Genomic DNA, 17,323 nt, shown 5'->3' with positions numbered 1-17,323 from the left:
CGCCGTGATGTGATTACGGCTGTTTGCCGTGCTGATGCCCCTTCTGTGGGGCCAGGAACACGATCTCCTGCTTCAGGCTCTTCCCCTGCCGTTCGACCAGCACCACCCCGCGGTCGCCGGGATGTTTCCGCTGCACGGCATAGGTCAGGTCAAAATGTCCCGTCAGGGGTTCGCCGTCGAGGGAGAGCAGGATGTCCCCCGGTTGCAGGCCGGCCCGTTCGGCATTGGAGCCGGGCAGCACCCCCTTTACCGCCAGACCGCGGCCGCCGGGCGCCGGCTCGATCATCACGCCGAGACGGATCCCCGGTTCGGGCAGGTCCTCGTAGGCCTGGTACACCAGGAAATCGTACGGCACCATGGGGAAATCGGGGACCGTGACGTTCATCAGGCGATCCTGTTTGTCGGGCGGGATGTCGAGTTCCTTGCCGCCGATGATGACCGAGGAGGCGGGGAGACGGCGGAAGACCCGGCGCGGGATGCCGAAACCGCTGCTCACATGGTCACCCCCGGCGACCACCAGCAGGTGTTTGTCCTTGCCGGCCGGGCTTGCCAGGTAGCGGGCCGCGGATTCGGCCATGGTCTCGTCCCGGATGGTCTGGGCGCGGATAAAGCCATCGATCGCCATCCCCCCGTGGCTGTGATCGCCGAAGATGGCCGTCACCAGGCCGCGCTGGTAGGGATCGGTCAGGTCGAGTTCCGGCAGCTGGGCCCGCTCGGCCGGGCTAAGGTGTTCCGGGGCCGTGCTGCGCACCGCCTTCACCAGGCTCTTCTCGGCATCCAGGGCGATGACCGGGATGTGCCGTTCGCGGGCGAGGTTCAAAAGGTCGCGGTAATAGGCAAAATCCATGTTCCAGTTGTCGAACCAGCGGGATTCTTTGAGAAAGGCCTTTTCATCCAGTTCGCCGGCGACCCAGCGGTCGAGGGCCGGCTGCTGGGAACGCACGAACATCTCCATGCCCAGTGCCAGGCGCCCGGGATAGCGCTCGGCGAGAGCCTGGAGGACCTGGAGCTCCAGGCGGTGGGAGGCGGGGTTGTCATGGGTCTCGCCGACGTAGACGATACGCGCGTCCGTGGCCACGGCCAGCATCTGGGCCGGGCTGACCAGGGTGCCGGTCGGCAGGTGGACGATCTGGCCGATACGGGGCGGCGCCGTGAGCGGATAAGGATCCTGGGGGTCGCCCATCACCTGCCTGCCGACGGGGGCACAGGCGGCCAGGGCGAACAGGCCCAGGGCGACCACGGAAACCGATAGGGGGAAACGGACCATGCTGCCTCCTCGTGAGAAAGGGGTACGTGAACTTTTTTCTTGCCTTGTGTCTTGGCCTAGAATAAATAAATCCATCCCACATTTCAACAGATCAATAGGCCGCCCATGCATGCCGAAAAGCTTCAGGCCATAGTCCTCTCGACGCTCGATTACGGCGATAGCGACCGGATCGCGTCGCTGTTTTCCCTGGAGCATGGCCGCATCAGGGCCTTTGCCCGCGGTGCGCGCACGAGCCGCAAGCGGTTCGGCGCGGCGCTGGAGGCCTTTGCCCGCATCGAGGCCCAGGTCCGGGTCAAGGAGGGGCTGGCAGGCCTGCAACAGGCCGAGATCGTCACCATCTACCCCCGCATCCGCGGCGACCTGCCAGCCATTGCCCATGCGCTCTATGCCTGCGAGGTGGTGGAGGCCATGACCCCCGAAGGCCCCCCCCTGCCGCGGCTCTACCGCTTGCTGGCCGCCTACCTGGATCGCCTGGAAACGGAAACGGCGGCCGATGACAGCGACCGCCGTTTCTTTGAAATCAATCTGTTGAACATCCTGGGCTATCGCCCCTCGCTGGAGAGCTGTCCCCGCTGCGACACGCCTTTCGGCACTGCCGGAGCACTGTTGCAGGAGAACGGCGAAGCGGTGTGCCGGGTCTGCGCCCCGACCGGCAGGCCGCTGCATCCCTCAGCCCTCAAAGCCCTGGGCGCCTGCATGACCACCGGCACCTTCGGCAAGGTCGTCTTTCCGCCCGACCTCCTGACGGAGGGGGGGGCGCTTCTGGACCGGGCCATCGCCACCCATGCCGGACGCCGGTTGAAGAGCCTGGAATTCCTGGGGCAGGTCACTCCTTAGTCCTGTCATCCTTCTTCCTGCCGTCCAAAAGGGCGCGCCAGCAATACCCGGCCGCAAAACCGCCCACCGCCCCCGCCAGCAGGAACACGAACAGCTGTATATCCCCCTCGCCGGTGTCGATCAGCGGCTTTCTGGCCTCACGGCCATGTTCCCGGGCGATCTTCTGGACAACGGTTTCATCGATTCCCAGCCACGGTTCCGCTGCCGGGGAAACCGTTGCCACCGACCACAACAACGCGCTTATCATGATGATGCGGCGTTTCATCGTTTTCCCCCGTCGACTCCCGCCAAAGCGGTGCGGGCGAGCAGGTCCGGGCGTTTTTTGCGCAACAGGGACACCATGCCCGCGGTGATGACCCCTTCGATGATCCCTAGGGGCACCTGGGTGGGAACGAACGCCAGGGCGATCTTGCCGGCCAGGGGCCAGAACGGGCTCGTCCCCCGGATACCGGCCGCCAGGATCATGGAGGTCGTGGCATAGGTAGCCCAATCGGCCAGGAGCCCGGCCACGAAGGCGGCCGCAATCGGTCCGGCACCGCAGGCGCGCACGGCCCGAAACACGATAAACCCGGTAAAGGAACCGACAACCCCCATGGCAAAGAGATTGGCGCCCCAGGTGGAGAGGCCGCCATGGGAGAGGAAGAGCGCCTGGATCAACAGGGCGACCGCCGCCACCACCACCCCCATGGCCGGGCCGAGCAGGATCGCGGCTAACCCCGTACCGCAGGGGTGGGAACAGGTCCCGGCGGTCGGCACCGGCACCGGCATGCAGGAGATGACGAACACCACGGCCGCCACCATCCCCACCAGCGGCTTGCTGGACAGGTCATGGGCCGAGCGGCGCGTCAGGCTGCGCAGCCCCAGGGCCAGAAAGGGCGCCGACGCGGCAAACCAGACCGCTGCCCAGGAAAAGGGCAGAATCCCCTCGGAGATGTGCATGGCGAATGAAGAGGACGGCAAAAGAACGACAGGCAGGCAAACGGACAACAACAGTAACGCAGGATGTTTCATGGTACGCTCCCTTCCCCACGGTTGGAGTGCTTATGCGGCTTCCAGCCAGGTCTCCTGACTCGGGGATCGTCCCGTCACCGCGCCTTCCCATCCGTTACGGACAGTGGCCTCCTGCGGTGACAGTCCCCCCTTACAGTTGCGGGGCAGCGCCGGATTCGCACCGGCTTCCCTTGGACCGGAAGTAATTTTAATTTTGTAGCACGGCAATAGGCAAAAGACAACCCGAATCCAGTCTGAAAGTGGATCGAGCGCCCGGGGGCCGTCGCCGCCCATGAGGCATCATGCCGCGGGGAGATGAGCCGTGAAGGCGTCACGAATTCGGGGATACCTCAAACTTTCGGCAGGCATCGGCAAAGGCCGGCGCGATCCCCCCGTTGCTGCCGAAATGCAGGTGGATGTAGGACGCCAGGCAGTTTTTGTAACGATACCCTTCCCTGCCGAGCTCCCTCCCCTGCCGGGACACCCGGTAACACCGCTCGATGCGATCGGGCATCGTCCCGACCTCCGAATAGTGGAACTCGTGGCCGCGGGCGCTCCCCCCGGCGGCTACGGCACCGGAATGCGCCGCACATTCGACCTGGCGATACCCGAGCGCCTTGCGTTTCGGCAACATGCGCGCCCGTACCGGGAAGACGCCGACGAAATCGACCGCCGGTTGCCCCTCCCCGGCCTCCATGCCGCGGGTCAGGTAGATGAAGCCGCCGCACTCGGCATACACCGGCATGCCCGCCTCGACGGCGTCCCGCACGGCGGCTTTCATGGCGCCGTTGGCGGCCAGGCGCCCGGCATGCAGTTCCGGGTACCCTCCCGGCAGGTAGATGCCATGGATATCGGCCGGCAGGCGCGCCTCCGCCAGGGGCGAAAACGGGACAATCTCGGCGCCCGCCTCCCGCAACAGGCGCAGGTTGTCCTCGTACACGAAGCAGAAGGCCGCGTCCCGGGCCACGGCGATACGGACGGGCGGCATCCCCCCCGTGGCGGCATCCCGCGAAGTCCCAGCCTTTGGAACAGGGGGGCCGGGGAGGACCTGAATGTCTGCCAGCCCCCCCAGGTCCAGACGGTTCTCCGCCAGAACGGCCAGGCGCTCCAGGTAGTCGGGCGACAGCGGGTTGTCCTCGGCCGTGACCAACCCCAGGTGCCGCGACGGTATCCCCAGGGAGTCGTCCCGGGGGATGCAGCCGAACACCGTCAACTCCGGCAGTGCCGCTGCCAGGGATCGGCGCAGCAACTCGCCGTGGGACTCGCTCCCCACATTGTTGAAAATCACGCCGGCAATCCTGACGCGCTCGTCGTATCCGGCAAACCCTTTGACCAGGGCCGCCGCGCTGGCCGCCATGCCACGGGCGTTGACCACCAGCACCACCGGCACGCCGCAAATGGCGGCCACCTGGGCGCTGCTCCCCTCCATGGATGCGTGGCCGATGCCGTCGAACAGCCCCATGGCACCTTCGATGACCGCCACGTCGGCCCCCTTCCCCTGCAGGCGGAAGGTATCGGCCACGAACGTCTCCGGGCACATCCAGCCGTCCAGGTTGACGGAGGGGCGGCCGGTGGCCAGGCGATGGTAGCCGGGATCGATGAAATCCGGGCCGCACTTGAAGGGTGCAACCGTCATGCCGCGACGTTTGAAGGCGGCCATGACGGCCAGGGCCACGGTGGTCTTGCCGGAACCGCTCTGGGGGGCGGCTATGAGAAAGGCATGAGTTTTCATCTACGCAAGAATCCCCCCGTTTTCCTCAGCGTGCCGTGCTCTCGGCTACGAGCATGCGAAACAGCAAATCCGGTTCCTGGCCTTGAAATAGCGCCGCCTTATAGTGCAGCCACAACCGGTACGATTCTTCCTTCTTGCCCTGCATCAGGCTTCCTATCATTGCCGAACCGACAAGATGCTTCAATGCCGATGCATTGAAATTATTCGGCATTTCGAGGAGAGAACGGGAAGTGGCGACCATGCTAACGCCGTCATGCCTGCCTACCGCCCGAAAAAAAGCGAGGAGCTGCCGATCCATCGCAGGAAGAGACGCGGCGCACGGTCCCGACTCCAGGATTTTCCAGATCGTTTCGAGCTCGGACGGATCAAGATAGGGGAGAACATTTAGCGCCGTAACGAAGATGCTCTCTATCCTCTCGTTCGGGTCAGGAATCGCATTGCGCTCGTAGCAAAGCCGTTTCAATTGCATGGCCTGTTTCTTGTCATTCTCGGGAACATTCGGGTAGCGAGGGCTGAAAACGCCTGAGACGAAATAATCCCTGACGGCCATTGCGGTAACGGCATTCTGCGATCTCGGGAAGAGTGCCGTCGGAGCGATATCGGTGTGCTGTCGTGGGGAGGATGAGCCGGACAGCGCATCCAACGAGGGCAAACAGGTTTCTGCAAAGAAAAGCAATTCCTGGGCGCTGTCGCCAAGGAAACGGGTACGGGCGGCATTCTGGTCCAAGACGGGATAATAATCGGAATTGGCGCGGATCGGGTACGATTGGATCAATTTCTCCAGCATCCGCTTGGTGCCGACCCTGCGGAAAGCGATATCCTGGAGGCTTTCGACCTGTATCCTCTTCGCTGCCGCGGAGAGCAGCGGCTTTTTCAGGAGGTCCGCATCCAAGCCCGCCAATGCGCCGTGTTTCTTGGCGACGATGATGATATCGACATCATTTGAGGCATAGACGGCATAGTCGGAAAAATTATCGGAAATGGCCTTTAAGACGGAGACGACCAGATCGACATTAATCTCGTAGAGTTGTACCCATTGAACGAAAACGCCATCGGGAGTCATGCTACGCTTGACCAGCCGGTAGAATTCTTCCGAGAACAGTCCCGAAACCCCGCTGACCCAGGGGTTTGACGGTTCGGAAACAATGATGTCGTACTGTTGCCCATGTGACGAAAAAAACGTTTTTGCATCATCCACGTAGATCCTGCTGCGCGGATCGGAATACGCCAGGCCGACCGTTGGCCTGAAGCATTTGGCCCCGTCAATCATGCCCTGTTCGATCTCGACCGTGTCCACCCTGTGGAGCGACGGGTTACCCAGCAGGGTATGGGTGGTAAGCCCCGAACCCAATCCGATCGAAGCCGCCGACGTGGCCTGCGGTTGGAGCAGCATGGGGATGAGCGCGGCCAGGATCATCGTGGCTTCATCCTTCCCGGCGGGTCTCCCGTCCATCATGATCGCCGCATCTGTTTTACCGTTGGTATTGATGCGCATGGTGCCCAGGCTGTCCAGGAAGACGTCGACCGTCGCGGTCTTGCCGTCGCGGTGGTATATGTGCTGCACGAAATTCCGCGGGAGCAGCGTCCCGTAGCGGTATACCCCGGACCCCATCTTGACGAGGTCGAGATCGACCAACAGCACTGTTGCAATAACAGCGCAGACCGCGCCTCCGGTGACGATGACAGGCCACCGGTAGCTGCGCTGTCGAGCGCCGGCGCTCCAGAGCAAGACCAGGCCAAGGGCGATATCCAGGCCGGCCCCGCAGGTGATCAGCCCCTTCAATCCCAACAACGGCATCCCGACATGGATAGCGAAAAAAACCCCGATGATCGCGCCGACCGTATTGGCGGCATAGACGGCGCCGATGCTTCGCTCGCCGTGTCCGGCTTTGATAAGAAGCAAGGTTATGAGCGGCAGGGTCATTCCCGCGCAGAAGGTGGCGGGCAGCATGATCGAGATGGCGATGGCGCTGCTTGAGACGTTGAAGAGCGCATAGCCCGCATCGGTCTTAGGCAAGGATTTGACGAGCCATTTCATGACCTCAAAGGTCTCTCCGTACAACGGCAAGGTCAAAAGGGCCAGTGCTCCCATAACCACCTGAACGTGGGCGAGATAGCGGAACGGAAGCCCGATCTGGTCGATACGCCGCTGAATCCACAATCCTCCGAAGGCCAGGCCAAGGATGAATGCGCCGAGCATCAGTTCAAAGGCGTGGGTCGACGCCCCCAGAACCAAGCTCAGCATCCGAATCCAGCCCACTTCATAGATAAACGAAGCAATGCCGGTAACCAGTGACGCAAACAGGAGCAACCGATGGAGCGCGACGTCCACCTGGCCGGAAGGGGCCTCCGCCGGCGGAGCGACGCGCTGATCGCCTCCCCTCCCGTCTCTTCCGCTCAGGGACCAGACCGCAAGGGCCAGGACGATATTGATGCAACCGGCACTGCCGATGGTCCACGGCAACCCCACGAGGCGGATGAGCAGAAAGCCGCTGACAAGGACGCCGATCACCGCGCCGATACTGTTGGCGAAGTACAGCATCGCAACGGTCCTGCCCGGTTTGTCGGGAAAAAGGCGCAGTAGCGCGGAACTCATCAGGGGAAAGGTCATGCCCAACAGCACCGATTGGGGCAGGATCATAAGCGCCGAGAGGGCCCACTTGAAAATAGTGATGCTGACGGGATCGGGCAGTCGAGGAATTATGGCGGAATAAGAGACAGCGGTGATGGAGACAAACGCGGTATGAAAAACAAGGGCGCACAGTCCAATTACGGCTTCAACGACCGCATATCCCAGGAGAACATTCTTCCAGCGGGTCGAGTAGCGGCTGCAGAGCCATGATCCGATGGCCATGCCCCCCATGAAAATGGCCAATACCAACGTCTGGGCATACGCTGAATGCCCAAGGAAGAGTTTCAGATAGTGCGTCCATATTGATTCATAAATGAGCCCCGAAAAACCGGACAGGGCAAAAAGCAGAAAAAGCAGGTTACGCCGTTTGTCTCCCACGCTCCCACCTCCATAAGAAATTCCAGCAGCAACGCATATCAGACCCCGGTCCACGTTCTCAGCGCAGCGACCTCCTGGCACCGCCGTACTGAAAGAAGGCTATCAGGTGAAATTCCTCCTTGTCGTAGCCCCGGGGGAACGACCCCACCGGGCCTATGGAGCGCAGGGTGCGCAGGACCTCGTCATCCAGTATCCGTGCGCCGGAGCTTTCCAGCAGTTCCACCTTGGCGATCTCTCCGCGCCGATTGAAGGTGATCCGCACCGGCGTGACCCCCTCGATCCCCTTCATGGCCGCTTCCTGGGGGTAGCGCCAGACGCCGTACACGGCGGTTTCGAAGTGGCGCAGGAACGAACCGAACTGGATGTCGTCGCTGTTGAGAAAGCGGGTATCCCCCTCGGCTACGTCATTCTCGAATTTGCGGCGATACCCCTCTTCCAGCTTGGCCAGACGCTGCGCACTCGGGAAGAGTTGGTGCGGGGAAATCTGCGGCGCGCTGCTCTGGGACTTTGGCCTGAGCAGGCTGGAAACCGACGAACCGGGTGCCAGGGGGGATTCCTGACGTCTCGGGGGCGACGCCTGGGACTGCCTGCCCGGCGGGGCCTGCCGTTGCGCGCTCCTCCCGGCCTCCTGGGGCTGAGGCTGGGGCTTTGCGGCCGGCTGCGGCGCCGGCCCGAAGCTGTCCCGGGGGGCATTCCCGCGGGGAGCCGTCTCACGGGGGACACGCCGCCGTTGATCGGAGAAGCGCTTTGTCTCCTGCTGCGCGGGCTGCTGGGACTTCAGCTCCGGCATCTGCTGTATGTCGATGAACACCGGCTCCTTGGGAGGCGGCTTCTGTTCGTGGGGCAGGTAGTACATCAGGGCGAACATGCCGACATGCAGCGCCACGGAGATTACCAGGAGATAGATAAAGGTTTTTTCGATATATTTGTCAGACATGCAGGGTGGTCACTCGGAAAAAAAAGATAAAAAACCGGATATGCCGCCGTCGGGCGGCGGCTACCCCGCCTCGGGCAGGGGAACGGCCTGAAAGCCCCGGTCGTAATTCAATACCGCATCGTCGTGCTTGCCGGTTTCGGTGCGCAGGTACATCAGGATTTCTTTCAGGCTTTCCAGGATGATATGCTCCGCTTTGGGGAATTCGGACGGATCGAGTTCCAGCGTTACCGTACTCTGATAATCGGTGTTTCGCAAGTGGTTCAGGAAGCGGGTCAGCGGCAGCATGCCGTGCCCCGGCAAAAGATGCTCCCGCCCCTGCCCGTAATCGGAAAAATGGATGTTCCTGATGCGCCCTGATTCGTAAAACTGGTAAAAGTCGTTGATGAAATTGGCCTTGCCCGATCCCATATGGGTGCAGTCGAAGGTCATGAACAGGTTGTGGTCACGGAGAAACTCGATCATCCGCTGGGTACTGGACAGGATATGGGGGTTGATCTTCATCCTGCCCACCCAGGGCATGTTCTCCAGGGTGACGATCACCAGGCCGTCCATCCCCACGTCCTGCTGAAAATCGATCACGCTGTAGAGCCAGCGCCAGTAGCCGATCTCAAAGCTCATCCACGACGGCGGATGAAAATTCACCAGCGGGATGCCGCATTCCGCGGCCAGGGCCACGCTCCGCCGCAGGGAATCCGCCGGGCCGCCCCAGCCATCCAGGGGCATGAAGGGCGCATGGATGGAGTGGATCACCGTGATCTGTTGCAGCGATCTGATCAGCCTGACCGGGTTGATCTTCTGGAAGTCCTGGTTGATGATCAACTCGACCCCGTCAAAACCGGCGGCCGCCGCGAGGTCCAGGATCCGCGGCAAGGGGAGCGTGAAGAGGCTGCCGGTGGAGAGCGAGATCAGCACGGCGGCTACTCTTCCGTCCCGTTATAGACGGCACTCACCAGACGCTGGACCGTCCCGACGGTCTCCAGCGCCTCCCTGAACATACCGAGGGTATCTTCGTTCAGGTTCGTGATGTCCAGGTAGAGAGCCGCCCCATTGTTCCGGGCCGGGAAACATTCACGCTCCCGCGTCAGGCGCAACTCGTTCAGGGTATGCCAGGACTGCAGCAAACGTTCGGCGGTGTCCACATCCAATGCCTGGCGCCCGAGCAGCGCCCGGATGCGCTGGGGGATATCGGGGGCGCCGACCCGGTGGATCAGGGACAGGGCGGCGACCGCGGCCGAGAGCGGCAGCAGGGCATGTTCGAACAGCCGGAACAGTCCGCGCTGCGGGCCGCTCTTCTCCAGGCGCCACCCCCCCATCATCCCTATGCCGTTGGACAGCCTTGTGAGGCGGGTCACAAGATCGCCCACGGCCCGGCGGTCCTGTTGCAGGCGCGGCAGCACAAGCTCCCGGAACTCGCTTCCCCCTCCCCCGGAGGAAAAAAGGGCTTCATGATCGGCCAACCTGAGCAGTTCGACCAGCTCCTTCTGCTTCCCCCTCGCCAGACCTTGTTCCAGGCGCCGGTCCCACTCCGGCAGGCTGCCCCGCCACGGAGGATGTACCGGGGCGACGTCGCCATCGACCTGCAGGCCGCAGGCCGCAAAACCCTCCTGGAGAATACGGGCATACCGGAAACCCGCTTCCGGGTCGCTATTGTCGTCCCGCCCAAGGACCAGCGCCAACGGCAACGGGCAGCAGGGGGAAAACTCCCGGCGGCCGGCCGTTCCCATTGCCACGAGCGTCGTGTCATGCAGCCCCGTGCCCGACTCCCCCAGTTGGATCAGGGTGGAGCGGTGCAGGGAACCGCTCAACGCGTGCAAAAAGAGCGCGCTGCACTGGTAAAAGGCCACGCAGGAACCGTAGCGGCCGAAGTGGTCGTAGAGTTCCGCATAGAAGACGGCACACAGTTCCCCGAGACGGATCGGGTCCACGCTTGCCGTCGTCTCGACGACGATCCGATCGAGTCGCGCCATCCGTTCGTCGTTTTCCCCGGCAAGCGCCTCAAGCTCCCGGCAGGTCTCGTCGAACAGCCCCTCCGCCTCCTCGGAGCGGCAGGAAGCGCTCCGCTTCAAAAGCGCCTGACGGAAGGCGGCGCCAAACTCCCCGGCAGCCCGCCAGGTGGTGATATCGCTCCCCTTTGCCGTGGCCAGAACCGCCATCACTCCTCCGCAGTGTCATGTACGTTGCGGGCAAGAAACAGCTTGATCCCGTCGCCCGGCGGCGGGGTCAGGAGCGAAACCGCCACCATGACCAGAATGACCAGCGGCGCGCCGATGAAGGCCGACGACGTGGCGGGCGGCAGGGACGCGAGAAACGGCAGGATGCCCGCCAGGAGCGGGGCAAAGGTAATCGCCACCCCGGCCAGCATGCCGCTGATGACCCCGGCGGCGTTGGCCCTCCCCCACCAGATCCCCAGCAGGAAGGCCGGGAAGATGGTATTGCCGGCCAGGGCGAAGGCCAGGGCCGCGATCTCGGCGATCATGCCCCACGGCCTGAGGGCCAGCGTCATGACGAGCACCGCCAGGAGCAGAAAAAAACCTTTTGCGGCAACGACCTTGTCCGTCTCGCTGGCGTTCGGCCTGATCAGGCGGGGATAGATATCGTAGGAAAACGAGGCCGAACCGGTCAGAAGCATGCCCGCCACCGTGGAAAAGGCGGCGCTCATCCCGCCGGCGGCCAACAGCCCGATACACCACAGGGGCAGGCCGCTGTAACGGGCGGCGGAAAGCACCGCCATATCCGCCACCATCGGGTCGGAGCTGTTCGGCACGATGCCGCCGCGGGCCTCGAACAGGCGGGCCAGGACGCCGTAGGCCGGGGCCGACCAGTAGATCAGGGCAATGAAGAACAGCCCCCACACCACCCCCCAACGGGCATCCCGGATGGACGGGGCCATGTAGAAGCGGGAGAGGACGTGGGGCAGGCCGGCCGTGCCGAACATGAGGGTAAAACAGAGCGCCAGCCAGCGAAAGGGTGTGACCGTGGCGAACGGCTCCGACCAGGCGAAGCCGAATTGCTGCTGCAGGTCCCTGATGGCGGCGCCGTAGCCGAACTGGGGGAGTATCCAGAAGTAGCCCAGCTTGCGGGCCATGAGCATCAGCGGCAGGATAAAGGCCGTGATCAGCACGAAGTAGTGCAGTTTTTGATTCCGCGCCACCCCGAGGGCGCCGGATACGACCACGAACCCCACCACCAGCGCGGCGCCGACGACCACCGCCGGGGTATAGGCGATGCCGAACAGCCACGAGACGATCAGGGCGATGCCGCGGAACTGGGCGACACCGTAGATGACGGCGATACCGATGGCGATGAGCGCCGCCAGGGTGCGTGCCGCCTCGGATTCATAGCGGAAGCCGACGAAGTCCGGGGCGGTGTACTTGCCGAAGCGCCGGATCTGGGTGGCCATGAGCACCAGCAGCAGGACATAGCCGCCGGTCCAGCCGACCACGAAGGCCATGGCGTAGTACCCCGTGAGGTAGAACATGCCGGCCAGTCCCAGAAAGCTGGCCGCGCTCATCCAGTTGCTGGCAATGGCGGCGCCGATGCCGATCCGCCCGGTGTACCCGCCGGCGACACCGTACTCGGAGGCCTGCCTGCTGCTGGTGCGCAGTCCCGAGACGATGAACAGGGCAAACATGCCGACCACGATGGCCAGGGGCAGAAGCTGCACCGCGGATTCGGTCATTTACTCATCCTCCCGGCCGGAACGGGCCCGGAAGCGCAGAGCGCCGTCCAGGCGGCGGGCCGCATGACGGTCCATCCAGATGTTGAAGAGCACGCAGAGAACGATGAACCAGAGGGGCAGCACCTGGCCGGTCAGCCAGAAATGGATCGGCAGGTTGAAAAAGGTCATCTCTTCGAGCAAAAGCTCCGAATAGTTGATTTCCAGCAGGTAGACACCGGCCTGGATACCGACGATGGCGGCAAACCAACCGGCCAGGACCAGCCAGATGACCCGGACCTCGCCACGCATGGCGGTTCCGCGCGGCCTGAAAAAACTGATCTCCCTGTCCGTCCTGGATTCCTCCATGGCTGTACCCCCGTTTTCAACGCCCTCTATGAAGCCTTGCGGTAGTGGACAAAGTAAATCTGTTTGCCGGCGTCCATGAATTTGAGCATGTACTTGGAAAGCGGATACCCCGCCAGGGCATGCCGGTAGGGATCGGGGGCAAGGACGTTGGCGAACCCGGGCATGTCCGGCATGAAGCGGGCCACATCCTCGCCATAGTCATCGAAGTCCGTGGCAAAATGGAAATCGCCGCCGGGCAGCATGAATTCCGACAGATAGCCGACGAACTCGGCATTGACCAGCCGCCGCTTGCGGTGACGCTTTTTGGGCCACGGATCGGGGCAGTTGATGACCACCATCCGCAGGGAGCAACGGGGGATGCAACGTTCCATGAAGGAGCGGGCCTCGGCGCGGATAACCCGCACGTTGTCCAGCCCCGCCTTATCGGCCCGTTTTGAGGTCTTCAGGCACCCCTTGTTGTAGTAATCCACGGCGATGAAATTCCAGTCGGGATGCAACTGGGCCATCTGGGCCACGAAATGCCCCGTACCGCAGCCGATCTCCAGCGCCAGGGGGTTGTCGTTACCAAAAATTTCGTTCCAGGCCGGCTGGGAAGCCAGCGACTCCGCATCAATAAATCGGGGGGAGGTTATGGGAATAAGCGTCACGCATTCACCTTTTCTGTTATCAAATCGTTTTAACTTACCACATTTCACGGTAATTTTTCACCGCTTTTTGCTCCCGGTGGCAAAAATGGCCGCACTGGCGGCGGCAACAATGATCGGACAGCGTTCTTAGGTACTTTTTTTCCTCAGTTCCCGGACGGAAACACCTTAACATTTCCCGTGCGCTGTGGTATAGATGATCAATTATTACGCAGTATCGGAGAACACATGGAAATATTTGGCGGTTTCATGGTCATGATGAGCATTATCGGCTTCTTTTTGGCGATTATCTGGCTCATCATGCCGTTCGTGGTGTTCGCCATCAAGGGGAAACAGGACCGCACACTGGAAGTGATGGAACGCATCGAAAAACGGCTGTCTGAGGTGGAAAACCGGTTGGCGGCGCTCCACCAGCCCGACCGGCCTGCCGCAGTCGAGACTATCCCGCATGTTACGGACACCGCGGCGCCGGGCCAGGACCGGCCCGATGACGCACCCGCCCCTCCCCCCCTTGCCTAAGCAACCGTTTTATTGTACTATTCACCGCACCAATAAGAATCGGAGGACATGAGAGATGCCGTTGTTGCAGGGCAAAAAAGTACTGATTTTCGGGGTAGCAAACGAAAAGAGCATCGCCTGGGCCATCGCCCGGGCTTTTCATGAGCAGGGGGCCGAACTGGCCATCACCTATGCCGGCGAGGCGATCGAAAAACGGGTCCGGCCGCTGGCCGAATCGGTGAGCGCCGCGGCGGTCCTCCCCTGCAACGTCACCAGCGACGACGACATCAATGCCGTCTTCGCGGAACTGGGCAAGCGGTGGGACGGCATCGACATCATCATCCATGCCGTGGCCTTCGCCAACAAGGAAGAGTTGAAGGGAACCATCGTCAATACCACCCGCGAGGGTTTTGCCACCGCCATGGACATCAGCGTCTATTCCCTCCTCGGCATACTGAAGGCGGCCCAGCCGATGATGCAGGGGCGTAACGCTGCGGCGCTGACCCTTACCTACCATGGCGCCGTGAAGGTATTCCCGAGCTACAACGTCATGGGGGTGGCCAAGGCGGCCCTGGAGGCATCCGTACGCTACCTGTCCGAGGCGCTCGGCCCCGAAGGCATCCGCGTCAACGCCATCTCCGCCGGCCCCATCCGTACGCTGGCCGCTTCCGGCGTGAACGGCTTTATCCACATCCTCAACCACGTGGAGTCCAAGGCCCCCCTGCGCCGCACCATCACCCAGGAAGACGTGGCCCGCTCCGCGGTCTACCTGTGCAGCGAGCTGGCCAGCGGCGTGACCGGCGAGATCCACTACGTGGACGGCGGCTATAACGTAATCGGCCTATAATGCAACACTCGGGCAAGGGTGGATTTCCACCTTTGCCCGATGTTCCCCGGAGCCTTCCCATCAAAGAACCTTACGGCAATCTCGCAGGACTCAAACAAAGCCAGATCCAGGCGTTGGAACGCCTCTACCGGAGGCGCGTCCCGCCGGCCGAGTTCTGCTCCTCCGAACTGGCCGCCCGCCTCGTCGAGATATCCTCCGACATCCGCCGCCAGCTCGGCATCCTGGTCAACCGCCAGGGCATGGTGGAGTACGTCGTCGTGGGGGACGAAAAGGGGCTCGTTATCCCCGAACTGCGGGACTACCCCCTGGGCAAGCATCCGCTGCGGGGGCTGCGCCTGATCCACACCCACCTCAAGAACGAACCGGTCAGCGAAGACGATATCACCGACCTCGCCCTGCTGCGCCTCGACCTGCTGGCCGCCCTGCTCTTCACCCCGGAACGGCACCAGGTCTCCGCCCAGATAGCGCACCTCTCCCCGGCCCACGGCGGCCCCTCCACCGTTACCGGTCCCGTGGCGCCGCTTGAGCGCATCGACCTGGACTGCAGCCATTTCTTTTCCGAGCTGGAAGCCGACCTGGAGCGGGCCGTACGCACAACGAGCCGGGGCGGCGAGGCACTGGAGCGCGCCATCCTGATCTCGGTCACCACCGGCGGGACGCGCCAGGATGCCGAGGATTCCATCGCCGAACTGCGCGAACTGGCCAGAACCGCCAGCATCGAGGCGCTGGACGCCTTCATCCAGCGCCCCCGCAAGCTCAACCCCCGCTTCCTCATGGGCGAGGGCAAGATGCGCGACGTGGTCATCCGCGCCCTCCAGCGGGGCGCCACCATGCTGGTCTTCGACCAGGAGCTGACGCCGGCCCAGATCCGTTCCATCTCGGCCATGACCGAACTGAAGGTCATCGACCGCAGCCAGCTGATCCTGGACATCTTCGCCCGCCGGGCCAAGAGCCTGGACGGCAAGGTCCAGGTGGAACTGGCCCAGCTCAAGTACCTGCTGCCGCGCCTCACCGGCCGGGGTGTGCAGATGTCGCGGCTGATGGGGGGCATCGGCGGACGCGGACCGGGCGAAACCAAACTGGAGACCGACCGCCGCCGTATCCGCGACCGTATCGCCAGCCTGGAGCGGGAACTGAAGGAACTCTCCCGGGGCCGCGATCAGCGCCGCCGCCAGCGGGTCAAGGCCGGCGTGCCGATCATCTCCATCGTCGGCTACACCAATGCCGGCAAATCCACCCTCCTGAACGCCCTGACCCAGAGCGAGGTCTTTACCGAAGACCTGCTCTTCGCCACCCTGGATACCTCCACCCGCCGCCTCCGCTTTCCCCGGGAGCGGGAGGTGATCATCACCGATACGGTCGGCTTCATCCGTTCCCTGCCCGCCTCCCTGCTGGGGGCCTTCAAGGCCACCCTGGAAGAGTTGCAGGACGCCGACCTGCTGCTGCACATGGTGGATGCGGCCAATCCCCGCTTCGAGGACCAGATCGCCCAGGTGCGGGCCATTCTTGCCGAGTTGGGGCTGGGGGAAAAACCGGAACTGCTGGTCTTCAACAAGGCCGACATCCTGAACGACCTGAAAAAGAAGGACACGGTGGCCTTCCTCAAGGTGCGCCAGGTCGCCCGCACCACGGGGGGGCTGACCATCTCGGCCCGGGACCGGAAGAGCCTGGCGCCGCTGCTGGAGGAGTTGCAGCGGCGCTTCTGGCCATCCGAGCAGACCGATTTCGGGACCACTACTCAAACTGAGCCTTGAACTCCTCCACCGCCCGGCGCAGGGCAGCCACCTCGGTCCGCAGGAGGGCAACCTCCTCTTCAAGCCTCCCGATCCGTTCATGCTCCGCCATCACCCGCTGCCGGGCCGCTTCGGGCGGCGGAGCGCCTTCACCCGGCACGGGTTCGGGCTCGCCGCCAAAAAGCTGGGCATAGCGGGATTCCTTCCGCCCCGGCTGACGGGGCAGGCGCATCACCAGCGGCGTTTCGCGCGCCATCAACTCCCTCAGCACCTCCTCCACCGCAGCCAGATCGGCAAAAGGATGCATCCGCTCGCCCCTGGTGCGCAGCTCCCCCACGGTCTGGGGGCCGCGCACCATCATTTCACAGACAACAGCCTGTTCAGCCGGTACCAACCCCAGCTTCTCCGCCAGGATATGGCGGTATTTGGGCACCCGCCCGCCGTCGGCCGAAACCACCGCCAACTGTTTGAAACGCAGCCCGTCCAGGGCACGAACCACCTCATCCTCGGCCAGGGCCATGATCGGGTCGCGGTTCGACTTCTGGTTGCAGGCAGCGGTGAGCCCGTTCAGGGTCAGGGGATAATACTCCGGCGTGGTCATCTCCTTTTCGATCAGACAGCCGAGAACCCGCACCTCCACAGCATCCAGCAGATTGTCCATGGGAAACTCCTTTCGCGCATCGCACCACGTGCCGTCGCCACTATAGCACGGGACGGAACGCCGGGCACCGGATTTCGCCCCCCGCCGCAATAGTATACACGTCTACAGGTATACGTGATTGGTAATGACGAAGCCGCCCGCTA

The 17,323-nt window shown here is 63.1% G+C and carries 14 protein-coding genes, 1 pseudogene and 1 riboswitch; of the genes and pseudogenes, 4 read left to right on the top strand and 11 right to left on the bottom strand.

What is annotated here, in order from left to right:
- Positions 1–13: 13 nt before the first annotated feature.
- Entirely contained in the window at positions 14–1,267 is a 1,254-nt protein-coding gene (locus F6V30_RS06510; protein WP_151156019.1) for a ChaN family lipoprotein, read from the bottom strand.
- A 105-nt stretch (positions 1,268–1,372) separates the two neighbouring features.
- On the opposite strand from F6V30_RS06510, the gene recO reads away from it, so the two are divergent.
- Positions 1,373–2,104: a DNA repair protein RecO gene (gene recO / locus F6V30_RS06505; RefSeq protein ID WP_151156017.1), complete on the top strand. Its 732-nt coding sequence runs from the start codon at positions 1,373–1,375 to the stop codon at positions 2,102–2,104.
- On the opposite strand, the pseudogene F6V30_RS06495 reads toward recO, so the two are convergent.
- From F6V30_RS06495 to trmB, 9 genes and pseudogenes are all read right to left on the bottom strand, one after another.
- A pseudogene (locus F6V30_RS06495) lies at positions 2,094–3,115 on the bottom strand (energy-coupling factor ABC transporter permease). The gene recO and the pseudogene F6V30_RS06495 overlap by 11 nt on opposite strands.
- Before the next feature lie 26 nt (positions 3,116–3,141).
- Positions 3,142–3,310, bottom strand: a riboswitch (cobalamin riboswitch).
- Between the two features lie 115 nt (positions 3,311–3,425).
- On the bottom strand, positions 3,426–4,826 hold the full coding sequence (locus F6V30_RS06490) for a cobyrinic acid a,c-diamide synthase CobB (protein WP_151156011.1): 1,401 nt from the start codon (positions 4,824–4,826) through the stop codon (positions 3,426–3,428).
- A 25-nt stretch (positions 4,827–4,851) separates the two neighbouring features.
- Positions 4,852–7,836, bottom strand: a complete 2,985-nt coding sequence (locus F6V30_RS06485; RefSeq protein WP_151156009.1) for a fused MFS/spermidine synthase — start codon at positions 7,834–7,836, stop codon at positions 4,852–4,854.
- Positions 7,837–7,894: 58 nt separating this feature from the next.
- Complete coding sequence (locus tag F6V30_RS06480) at positions 7,895–8,773, bottom strand: energy transducer TonB (protein WP_151156007.1); 879 nt, start codon at positions 8,771–8,773, stop codon at positions 7,895–7,897.
- A gap of 60 nt (positions 8,774–8,833) precedes the next feature.
- Positions 8,834–9,685 (bottom strand): sugar phosphate isomerase/epimerase family protein, encoded by an 852-nt coding sequence (locus F6V30_RS06475; protein ID WP_151156005.1) that lies wholly within the window; start codon positions 9,683–9,685, stop codon positions 8,834–8,836.
- A gap of 5 nt (positions 9,686–9,690) precedes the next feature.
- Complete coding sequence (locus tag F6V30_RS06470) at positions 9,691–10,926, bottom strand: putative nucleotidyltransferase substrate binding domain-containing protein (protein WP_151156003.1); 1,236 nt, start codon at positions 10,924–10,926, stop codon at positions 9,691–9,693.
- Positions 10,926–12,452: a sodium:solute symporter family transporter gene (locus F6V30_RS06465; RefSeq protein ID WP_151156001.1), complete on the bottom strand. Its 1,527-nt coding sequence runs from the start codon at positions 12,450–12,452 to the stop codon at positions 10,926–10,928. The genes F6V30_RS06470 and F6V30_RS06465 overlap by 1 nt, the downstream gene beginning before the upstream one ends.
- Complete coding sequence (locus tag F6V30_RS06460) at positions 12,453–12,797, bottom strand: DUF4212 domain-containing protein (RefSeq protein ID WP_151155999.1); 345 nt, start codon at positions 12,795–12,797, stop codon at positions 12,453–12,455. It lies immediately after the preceding gene.
- Between the two features lie 26 nt (positions 12,798–12,823).
- Positions 12,824–13,444, bottom strand: coding sequence for a tRNA (guanosine(46)-N7)-methyltransferase TrmB (gene trmB / locus F6V30_RS06455; protein WP_191965592.1), 621 nt, complete (start codon positions 13,442–13,444; stop codon positions 12,824–12,826).
- Positions 13,445–13,669: 225 nt separating this feature from the next.
- On the opposite strand from trmB, the gene F6V30_RS06450 reads away from it, so the two are divergent.
- Genes F6V30_RS06450 through hflX form a run of 3 tightly spaced genes read left to right on the top strand, consistent with a single transcriptional unit; the run spans position 13,670 to position 16,540 of the window.
- Positions 13,670–13,960: a hypothetical protein gene (locus tag F6V30_RS06450; protein ID WP_151155995.1), complete on the top strand. Its 291-nt coding sequence runs from the start codon at positions 13,670–13,672 to the stop codon at positions 13,958–13,960.
- A gap of 55 nt (positions 13,961–14,015) precedes the next feature.
- Positions 14,016–14,786 (top strand): enoyl-ACP reductase FabI, encoded by a 771-nt coding sequence (locus F6V30_RS06445; protein WP_151155993.1) that lies wholly within the window; start codon positions 14,016–14,018, stop codon positions 14,784–14,786.
- A 32-nt stretch (positions 14,787–14,818) separates the two neighbouring features.
- Positions 14,819–16,540 carry a GTPase HflX gene (gene hflX, locus F6V30_RS06440; protein WP_246163270.1) on the top strand — a complete coding sequence of 574 codons (1,722 nt, stop codon included), beginning with the start codon at positions 14,819–14,821 and terminating at the stop codon, positions 16,538–16,540.
- Here the strand turns inward: hflX and F6V30_RS06435 are convergent.
- Positions 16,521–17,180: a YceH family protein gene (locus F6V30_RS06435; protein WP_151155989.1), complete on the bottom strand. Its 660-nt coding sequence runs from the start codon at positions 17,178–17,180 to the stop codon at positions 16,521–16,523. The two genes, hflX and F6V30_RS06435, sit on opposite strands and share 20 nt — an antisense overlap.
- Between the last annotated feature and the right edge of the window lie 143 nt (positions 17,181–17,323).

Source organism: Oryzomonas sagensis, from assembly GCF_008802355.1.
Lineage (GTDB): Bacteria > Desulfobacterota > Desulfuromonadia > Geobacterales > Pseudopelobacteraceae > Oryzomonas > Oryzomonas sagensis.
The sequence above is the reverse complement of the archived record's forward strand: the minus strand, read 5'-3'. Positions and strand labels throughout refer to the sequence as shown.

Excerpts from the sequence above, each read along its gene's own strand:
- F6V30_RS06450 (WP_151155995.1), top strand. The coding sequence starts at position 13,670 with ATGGAAATATTTGGCGGTTTCATGGTCATGATGAGCATTATCGGCTTC.
- F6V30_RS06445 (WP_151155993.1), top strand. The coding sequence starts at position 14,016 with ATGCCGTTGTTGCAGGGCAAAAAAGTACTGATTTTCGGGGTAGCAAAC.
- F6V30_RS06510 (WP_151156019.1), bottom strand. The coding sequence starts at position 1,267 with ATGGTCCGTTTCCCCCTATCGGTTTCCGTGGTCGCCCTGGGCCTGTTC.
- F6V30_RS06465 (WP_151156001.1), bottom strand. The coding sequence starts at position 12,452 with ATGACCGAATCCGCGGTGCAGCTTCTGCCCCTGGCCATCGTGGTCGGC.
- F6V30_RS06460 (WP_151155999.1), bottom strand. The coding sequence starts at position 12,797 with ATGGAGGAATCCAGGACGGACAGGGAGATCAGTTTTTTCAGGCCGCGC.
- F6V30_RS06435 (WP_151155989.1), bottom strand. The coding sequence starts at position 17,180 with ATGGACAATCTGCTGGATGCTGTGGAGGTGCGGGTTCTCGGCTGTCTG.
- F6V30_RS06490 (WP_151156011.1), bottom strand. The coding sequence starts at position 4,826 with ATGAAAACTCATGCCTTTCTCATAGCCGCCCCCCAGAGCGGTTCCGGC.
- F6V30_RS06470 (WP_151156003.1), bottom strand. The coding sequence starts at position 10,926 with ATGGCGGTTCTGGCCACGGCAAAGGGGAGCGATATCACCACCTGGCGG.
- F6V30_RS06480 (WP_151156007.1), bottom strand. The coding sequence starts at position 8,773 with ATGTCTGACAAATATATCGAAAAAACCTTTATCTATCTCCTGGTAATC.
- recO (WP_151156017.1), top strand. The coding sequence starts at position 1,373 with ATGCATGCCGAAAAGCTTCAGGCCATAGTCCTCTCGACGCTCGATTAC.